Below are 7,339 nucleotides of genomic sequence, written 5' to 3' on the forward strand. Positions count from 1 at the left end.
TGGCCGACGCGACCGTGGTCGCCACCGGGTTGGCGCGGAACGCCACCGGGAAGCCATTGGCATGGCCGGTCACGCGGTTGCCGTTCACGAGCAGGCGGAAGCGGCTGTTCGAGCCCACCTCACGCCCTTCGATCACGGTGCGCCCGTCCTGACGCTGCGTCTGGGTGTAGACATAGGTGTGACCATCGCGGGTGAACGTCTGCTGCGCCGGCTCGGCGGCCATGCCCATCGTCGAGATCAGGGCGGCAGCGGCGGCGGCGAAGATGGTGATGGTGCGCATGGAAAAGACCCCCAAGTCAGAACTATTGCTGCACTGCAATGTGAATGGTGCGCTGCAACATGACAATTGCCGGTGTGGCAATGTCGCTTGCAATTCGTGCAAGCGCATCGCGTTGCTTGATTGCGCAGCGCGGCTTTTGCGGAAACAGGCGGCTTCGGTTAAGGCGCCGCGTCTATGACGCTCTTCACTCGCTTCGCCACGCATGTGGATGCCGCACTCGATGCGCTGACGACCGCCGGAACGCTGCCCGCCGGGCTTGATCGCCGCCATGTGACGATCGAGCCGCCGCGCGATACCGCCCATGGCGATCTGGCCACCAACGCCGCGATGGTGCTGGCCAAGCCCGCTGGCACGAACCCGCGCCAGCTTGCCGAGGCACTGGCGACCGCCTTGCGTGCGATCGACGAGGTCAGCGACGTGACGGTCGCGGGGCCCGGGTTCATCAATCTACGCCTGCGCGACGATGTCTGGCGTCATGAAATCGCGGCGATCCACGCGGGCGGGGCCGATTATGGGCGCTCGACGCACGGACAGGGCACGCGGGTGAACATCGAATATGTCTCCGCCAACCCGACTGGTCCGATGCACATGGGGCACTGCCGCGGCGCGGTGGTCGGCGATGCGCTGGCGAGCCTGCTGGAGTTCGCCGGCCACGAGGTGACGCGCGAATATTACGTCAACGATGCCGGCGGGCAGGTCGATGTGCTCGCCCGCTCGGCGCACCTGCGCTATCGCGAGGCACTGGGCGACGATATTGGTGCGATCCCGGAAGGATTGTATCCGGGCGATTATCTTGTCCCGGTCGGTCAGGCGCTCGCCACCGAATTCGGCGACCGGTATGTGAACGCGCCGGAGAGCGAATGGCTGGCGCCGTTTCGTGCCCGCGCGGTCGCCGCGATGCTGGCGCTGATCAAGGCGGATCTGGCGCTGCTCGGCATCCACCACGACATCTTCTCGTCCGAAGCCGAATTGCAGGCGGCGAAGAAGCCGGAAGCTGCCGAGGCGGTGCTGCGCGCGCGCGATCTGGTCTATGATGGGGTTCTGGAGGCGCCCAAGGGCGAGACGCCCGAGGATTGGGAGCCGGTCGAACTGCCGCTGTTCCGCTCCACCCGTTACGGCGACGATCAGGACCGCCCGATCCGCAAGTCCAACGGCAGCTGGACCTATTTCGGCGCCGACATGGCCTATCATTATCAGAAGGCGAGCAACGCCGACCAGTTGATCGATATCTGGGGCGCGGATCATGCCGGCACGGTGAAACGTATCCAGGCGGCGGTGGCGGCGCTGACAGAGGATCGGGTGCGGTTCGACGTGAAGCTGGTGCAGATGGTACGCCTGCTGCGTGCCGGAGAGCCGGTGAAGATGTCGAAGCGTGCGGGCAATTTCGTCACGCTCGCGGATGTCGTGCGCGAGGTGGGCAAGGACGTCGTGCGCTTCACGATGCTGACCCGGCGCGCGGATGCGCAGATGGATTTCGACTTCGCCAAAGTGGTCGAGGCGTCGAAGGAAAATCCCGTCTTCTACGTCCAATATGCGCATGCGCGGATTCATTCGCTGCATCGTCGCGCGGCGGAGGCGGGGATCGCCGCCGACGGCGCGGACCTTTCCAGGCTGGACGCTCGTGAGCTGGCGCTGGTGAAGCTGGCGGCGCAATTCCCGCGGATCGTCGAAACCGCCGCCGCGGCGCGCGAGCCGCATCGCATCGCCTTTTATCTCTACGATCTGGCGGCGGAGTTCCACGCCTCGTGGAACGTCGGCAACGATGCCCCCGACCGCCGGTTCCTGATTCTGGACGATCCGGCGCTGACGGCCGCACGACTCTCCTTGGCCTCTGCGATCGGGCAGATTATCCGCAATGGGCTCTCCATCATGGGCGTGGAGGCGGTGACGGAGATGCACTGATGACAGCGAACGACCCGGTCAACGTCTTGCGCGACGAGGATCGGCTGCCGTGGCTCGACACGATCGAGTCCGAGCCGGCGGATGGTGCGCCGGTCGGTCGCATCGTTCTGTTGGTGCTGATCGGGTTGATCGCGCTCGCCGGGCTGTTGTTCGCCTTGTACCGGATCCAGGCCCAGCGGGGGGGCACCGGCGAAGGCGCGCTGATCGCCGCGCAGCAAGGTGACTACAAGGTTCGTCCGGATGATCCCGGCGGCTTGAAGGTGGAGGGCGAGGGCGATTCGGCGATCGCCGCCAGCGCGGGCAGCAGCGCCAATGGTGCGATCGACCTGCGGGCAGTGCCGGAAGCCCCGATCACCCGCCCCGCGGCGGTATCCCCGGCGCCGGTCGCCGCGACGGATGGCGCCCCCACCGCCAGCGCGGCGGTGCCGCAGACCGCGGCGCCGCTGCGCGCGCAACGCCCGGTCACCGCGCCGTCCCCGCCGGTGCCTGGCGCCGGATCGGGCGGGGCGCTGGTGCAGCTGGGCGCCTTTCCGAGCGAGGCGGCGGCGACCGCGGCGTGGAGCGCGATCGCCAAAAGGTTCGGTTATGTCGCGACGCTGGGCAAGGTGGTGCAGCCGGCCACGGTGAACGGCCGTACCGTCTATCGCCTGCGCGTGAACGCGGGCAGCGCGGGTGCCGCCGCGGACATCTGCGGGCGCCTGAAGGTCGCGGGCGAAGGATGTTTCGTCACTAGCTGACCCTTTCCGGCGAGCTATGGGGCTGGTCGCGCGGGGCATTCCCTTGTCGCGGTCGGCTGCCCTAAGAGACGGGGCATGAAGCCCGTCATCTTCGGCCTGTCCGGCCTGTCGCTCACCGATGAGGAAACCGCCTTTTTCCACGAGGCGCGTCCCGCCGGCTATATTCTGTTCAAACGCAACATCGACACGCGCGAGCAGGTGCGGGCGCTGACCGATTCGCTGCGCTCGCTCGAGGGACGGGACGATGTCGCGATCCTGGTCGATCAAGAGGGCGGCCGGGTGGCGCGACTGGGGCCGCCGGCCTGGCCCGCCTTTCCCGCGGGTCCCGAATTCGATCGCCTGTACGAACTGGCCCCGATGTCCGCGATCGAAGCGGCGCGCGCGAACGCGCAGGCGCTGGGGCTGATGCTGGCGGAGGTCGGCATCACCGTCGACTGCCATCCGATCCTCGATGTCGCGCGCGAGGGCACGACCGAGGCGATCGCGATCCGCGCCTTCGGTCGCGAACCGATGCGTGTCGGCGCGATCGGCCGCGCGACGCTGGAAGGGCTGGCGGCGGGCGGCGTCGTTGGCGTCGTCAAGCATATGCCGGGCCACGGGCGCGCGTTGCTCGACTCGCATCACGCCTTGCCGAGGGTGAGTGCGTCCGACGCTGAGCTTGAAGAGGATCTGGCACCGTTCCGCGCGCTGGCGCACGCGCCGATGGGCATGACCAGCCATATCGTGTTTGACGCCTGGGATCCGGAACGGCCCGCCACGCTGTCGCCGGTGGTGATCGAACGGATCATCCGCGGGCGGATCGGCTTCGACGGCCTGTTGATGACCGACGATATCGACATGAAGGCCTTGTCCGGCTCGGCGGGTGACAAGGCCGCCGGCGCGATCGCGGCGGGATGCGACATCGTGCTCGATTGCTGGGCGCGCATGCCGGAGATGGAGGAGATCGTGAACCGACTGGGCGATATCGCCGCGCCCTCGCGCGCCCGGCTGGACCGGGCGATGGCGACGCTGGCTCCGCCTGCTGGCGACATGGCCGAGCTGATCGAGAAGCGCGATCGGCTGCTGGCGCTGCCCGCCTAGCATCCTTCCCTCCATCTCGATCCTACGACCCGCTTTAGCGCCGTCGCCGCTTGTGCCACGGTGGCGTCATGCCGCCGCCCGTGCCCGAACAGCTGACGCTCGACCTGGAAGGATGGGAAGGGCCGCTCGACCTTCTGCTGTCGCTCGCGCGCGCGCAGAAGGTGGATCTGCGGGCGATCTCTATCCTGCAACTGGTCGAGCAATATCTCCGCTATGTGGAGCGCGCGCGGACGTTGCAGCTGGAGCTGGCGGCTGATTATCTCGTCATGGCGGCGTGGCTGGCGTATCTGAAGTCGGCGTTGCTGCTGCCGCGCGATCCAGAAGTGGAGCCCGACGCCGAGGAGATGGCGTTGCGGCTGCAGCTGCGGCTCGAACGGCTCGATGCGATGCGGGAAGCGGGCGCGCGGCTCATGGCGCGCGACCGGGAGGGACGTGATGTCTTTCGGCGGGGCGCGCCGGAGGGGCTGCGCGTGATCCGCACCGCGCGCTGGACTGCTAGCCTGTACGAGCTGATCGCTGCCTATGGCCGGGTCAGCGCCCGCTCGCGTCCGGTGATGCACGTCGTTCGCGACCGCGAGGTGATGACGCTCGACGCCGCGATCGCGCGCGTCGCGGCGTTGGTTGGCAGCGCGGTGGACTGGCGTGCGATCGAGGCTTTCCTGCCGGAAATGGCGAGCGTGGCGCTGCGGCGCTCGGCGCTGGCGTCCAGCTTTCTCGCCGCCCTTGAACTTGCGCGGCAGGGGCGGGTCGAGTTGCAGCAGGACGGCGCGTTCGCGCCACTGTATCTGCGCGCACCGGCAGCAGCCTGACCGATGGCGAAAGCGACCGGCACACGCGCGGTGGAGGCCCTGCTGTTCGCGGCGACCGAGCCGCTGACGGTCGATTCGATCCGTGCCTATGTCGCCGATTGCGATGTGCCGGCGGCGCTCGCGCAACTGGCGCGCGATTATGCCGGGCGGGGGGTGGAACTGGTCGAACGTGGAGGGCGCTGGCATTTCCAGACCGCGGCGGACCTGGCGCACCTGCTGCGGCGCGATCGCGAGGAGGTGCGCCGCCTGAGCCGCGCGGGAATCGAAACCCTGGCGATCATCGCCTATCACGAGCCGGTCACCCGCGCCGAGATCGAGGCGATCCGCGGGGTGCAGACCGCCAAGGGAACGCTCGACGTGTTGATGGAGGCGGGCTGGGTGCGGCCCGCCGGGCGGCGCGAGGTGCCGGGGCGGCCGCTAATGTTCGCCACTACCCCCGAATTTCTGTCACATTTCGGGTTGAAGACGCGGCGCGATCTGCCGGGCATCGACGACCTGCGGGCCGCTGGACTGCTCGATCCGGTCGATCTGGCCTTTGATCAACTCGTTGTGGAAAACGGCGACGAGGAAGACTAGATAACATTCGTCTCAGGAGTTTTTTTCGTCATGGGCAGCTTCAGCCTTCCGCATATCCTTATCCTCGCGGTGGTCGCGATCCTTTTGCTGGGCGGGGGTCGCTTCTCCAGCTTGATGGGCGACGTCGCCAAAGGCGTGAAGAACTTCAAGAAAGGTATGGCGGAGGAGGACGACGATACCGTGCACCGGCCGAAGCCGCGAATCGAGGCGCAGTCCTCCGCCGAGCCGGCGTTCGATCACGATGCCGATCGGGTGCGCGAGGACCGTCGCTGATCGAACGACGCATCGACGGCGCGCGCTGAATGTTTGATATCGCTCCATCCGAATTCCTGCTGGTCGCGTTCATCGCGCTGGTGGTGATCGGCCCCAAGGACCTGCCCAAGGCGATGCGGGTGGTCGGCTATTGGGTCGGGCGCGCACGCGCGGTCGGAAGGCAGTTCCGCTCCGGCTTCGACGAGATGGTGCGCGAGGCCGAGCTGGAGGAAATGGAAAAGAAGTGGAAGGCGGAGAATGAGCGGATCATGCGCGAGCATCCCTTCGCTCCTCCCCCGCCCACGGCGCAGGCCGGGGGGACGGAGCCGATGCTGCCGCCTCCGCCCGTGCGCGACGGGCATGATGACGATCCTGCCGCGCAGCCGGTGGTGATGGTCGAGAAGCCCGTTGTCGTGGCGGCACCGGCATCGTCGCCTGCCAAGCCCGGTGATGAGCCGGTCTCCGACGGGGTGACGGCCTCCGTCGCGCCCGGCCAGAACCCCGACCAGAACAAGGCCCCTTCGTGAGCGACATCGCCGACGATCTCGACGCCAGCCGCGCGCCGTTGCTCGATCACCTGCTCGAACTGCGCCGGCGCCTGCTCTATTGCATCGCCGCTGTGGGTGCCGCGTTCGCGGTCTGCTGGTATTTCGCGGAGGACATCTTCGGCTTCCTCGTCCAGCCGCTGTTGCAGGCCGGGCAGAAGACGGTGATCTACACCCAGTTGTTCGAAGCCTTTTTCGTCCAGATCAAGGTCGCCTTCTTCTCGGCGATGATGCTCTCGTTCCCGGTGATCGCCAACCAGCTGTGGCAATTCGTCGCGCCGGGGCTGTATCGGAAGGAAAAGCGCGCGCTCTTGCCGTTTTTGCTGGCGACACCGGTGCTGTTCCTGACCGGCGCGGCGATGGCCTATTATGTCGCCATCCCGATGGCGCTGCATTTCCTGCTCGGTTTTTCTGGCATGGTAGGGGGCGTACAGCAGCAGGCATTGCCCGCGATCGGCAACTACCTCAGCTTCGTGATGCAGTTCCTGTTCGGCTTCGGAGCGGCGTTCTTGCTGCCGGTGCTGCTGATGCTGCTGGAGCGCGCGGGGATCGTGACGCGGACCCAGTTGATCGGTGCGCGGCGCTACGCGATCGTCGGTGCCTTTGCGATCGCGGCGGTGCTGACGCCACCGGATGTGGGCTCGCAGCTCCTGCTCGCGATCCCGCTGGTCATCCTCTATGAGCTGGCGATCGTCGGTATCTGGTTCACGGAGCGCAAGCGCGCCAAGGAGACGGCCGCCGTGCTGGACGATGATGGGGAGTCAGCGGCCGAATAGGCCGCGCTGGAGGCGGCCGTCCTCCCCCGCGTGGGCGAGGAAGGACGGGCGCGGTACCGCTTACTTCTTGACGTCGTTCGCGGTGTCGGTGACCGCGTCGCCCGCCGACGAGACGTCCTTGCCGACGCCGGCCACCGTATTGCACGCCGTTACCAGCATCGCGCCAGCAAGCATCGCCATCGTGATCACTTTACGCATCGTTGACCTCCTCAAAATTCGCAGCGTCAATGCGCGGTGCACGGCTTCGTTCCGCGCGTGCAATGGATCAATCGAGCAGAAAAGCCACAGGAGCGGGCAATTGCGGCGGCGAGGGCGCACCACGAAATAGGCCCGAAAACGTCACCGGGGGGGGGGGGGACCGTTGCGGGGCCTGTTGCGTTGG

At 67.2% G+C, this 7,339-nt stretch carries 10 protein-coding genes; 8 read left to right on the forward strand and 2 right to left on the reverse strand.

Features of this window, described 5'->3' with window-relative positions; translation table 11 throughout:
- Positions 1-280: hypothetical protein (locus tag ACFDSW_RS13785; protein WP_375250856.1), on the reverse strand; the 280-nt coding region annotated here is incomplete at its 3' end.
- Positions 281-454: 174 nt separating this feature from the next.
- Between ACFDSW_RS13785 and argS the strand changes: the two genes are divergently transcribed.
- From argS to tatC, 8 genes are all read left to right on the forward strand, one after another.
- Entirely contained in the window at positions 455-2,182 is a 1,728-nt protein-coding gene (gene argS, locus ACFDSW_RS13790) for an arginine--tRNA ligase (protein WP_375250857.1), read from the forward strand.
- Positions 2,182-2,919, forward strand: coding sequence for an SPOR domain-containing protein (locus ACFDSW_RS13795; protein ID WP_375250858.1), 738 nt, complete (start codon positions 2,182-2,184; stop codon positions 2,917-2,919). The genes argS and ACFDSW_RS13795 overlap by 1 nt, the downstream gene beginning before the upstream one ends.
- Before the next feature lie 75 nt (positions 2,920-2,994).
- Positions 2,995-3,999, forward strand: coding sequence for a glycoside hydrolase family 3 N-terminal domain-containing protein (locus tag ACFDSW_RS13800; RefSeq protein WP_375250859.1), 1,005 nt, complete (start codon positions 2,995-2,997; stop codon positions 3,997-3,999).
- A 68-nt stretch (positions 4,000-4,067) separates the two neighbouring features.
- The gene (locus ACFDSW_RS13805) at positions 4,068-4,808 is read left to right on the forward strand and encodes a segregation and condensation protein A (protein WP_375250860.1); all 741 of its coding nucleotides are present in this window, start codon (positions 4,068-4,070) and stop codon (positions 4,806-4,808) included.
- Between the two features lie 3 nt (positions 4,809-4,811).
- Positions 4,812-5,384, forward strand: coding sequence for an SMC-Scp complex subunit ScpB (gene scpB, locus ACFDSW_RS13810; RefSeq protein ID WP_375250861.1), 573 nt, complete (start codon positions 4,812-4,814; stop codon positions 5,382-5,384).
- 30 nt (positions 5,385-5,414) lie between these two features.
- Positions 5,415-5,657: a twin-arginine translocase TatA/TatE family subunit gene (locus tag ACFDSW_RS13815; RefSeq protein ID WP_375250862.1), complete on the forward strand. Its 243-nt coding sequence runs from the start codon at positions 5,415-5,417 to the stop codon at positions 5,655-5,657.
- A gap of 29 nt (positions 5,658-5,686) precedes the next feature.
- Entirely contained in the window at positions 5,687-6,163 is a 477-nt protein-coding gene (gene tatB, locus ACFDSW_RS13820) for a Sec-independent protein translocase protein TatB (protein ID WP_375250863.1), read from the forward strand.
- The gene (tatC, locus tag ACFDSW_RS13825; protein WP_375250864.1) at positions 6,160-6,957 is read left to right on the forward strand and encodes a twin-arginine translocase subunit TatC; all 798 of its coding nucleotides are present in this window, start codon (positions 6,160-6,162) and stop codon (positions 6,955-6,957) included. The genes tatB and tatC overlap by 4 nt, the downstream gene beginning before the upstream one ends.
- A gap of 60 nt (positions 6,958-7,017) precedes the next feature.
- On the opposite strand, the gene ACFDSW_RS13830 is transcribed toward tatC, so the two are convergent.
- Positions 7,018-7,155, reverse strand: coding sequence for an entericidin A/B family lipoprotein (locus ACFDSW_RS13830; RefSeq protein WP_375250865.1), 138 nt, complete (start codon positions 7,153-7,155; stop codon positions 7,018-7,020).
- Positions 7,156-7,339 lie beyond the last annotated feature (184 nt).

The sequence above is a fragment of the Sphingomonas sp. genome (assembly GCF_042091075.1).
Classification (GTDB): Bacteria; Pseudomonadota; Alphaproteobacteria; order Sphingomonadales; family Sphingomonadaceae; genus Sphingomonas.

What these genes read in the sequence shown, in the direction of transcription:
- ACFDSW_RS13795 (WP_375250858.1), top strand. Translation starts at nt 2,182, where the DNA reads ATGACAGCGAACGACCCGGTCAACGTCTTGCGCGACGAGGATCGGCTG.
- ACFDSW_RS13815 (WP_375250862.1), top strand. Translation starts at nt 5,415, where the DNA reads ATGGGCAGCTTCAGCCTTCCGCATATCCTTATCCTCGCGGTGGTCGCG.
- argS (WP_375250857.1), top strand. Translation starts at nt 455, where the DNA reads ATGACGCTCTTCACTCGCTTCGCCACGCATGTGGATGCCGCACTCGAT.
- tatB (WP_375250863.1), top strand. Translation starts at nt 5,687, where the DNA reads ATGTTTGATATCGCTCCATCCGAATTCCTGCTGGTCGCGTTCATCGCG.
- ACFDSW_RS13800 (WP_375250859.1), top strand. Translation starts at nt 2,995, where the DNA reads ATGAAGCCCGTCATCTTCGGCCTGTCCGGCCTGTCGCTCACCGATGAG.
- ACFDSW_RS13830 (WP_375250865.1), bottom strand. Translation starts at nt 7,155, where the DNA reads ATGCGTAAAGTGATCACGATGGCGATGCTTGCTGGCGCGATGCTGGTA.
- ACFDSW_RS13805 (WP_375250860.1), top strand. Translation starts at nt 4,068, where the DNA reads ATGCCGCCGCCCGTGCCCGAACAGCTGACGCTCGACCTGGAAGGATGG.
- scpB (WP_375250861.1), top strand. Translation starts at nt 4,812, where the DNA reads ATGGCGAAAGCGACCGGCACACGCGCGGTGGAGGCCCTGCTGTTCGCG.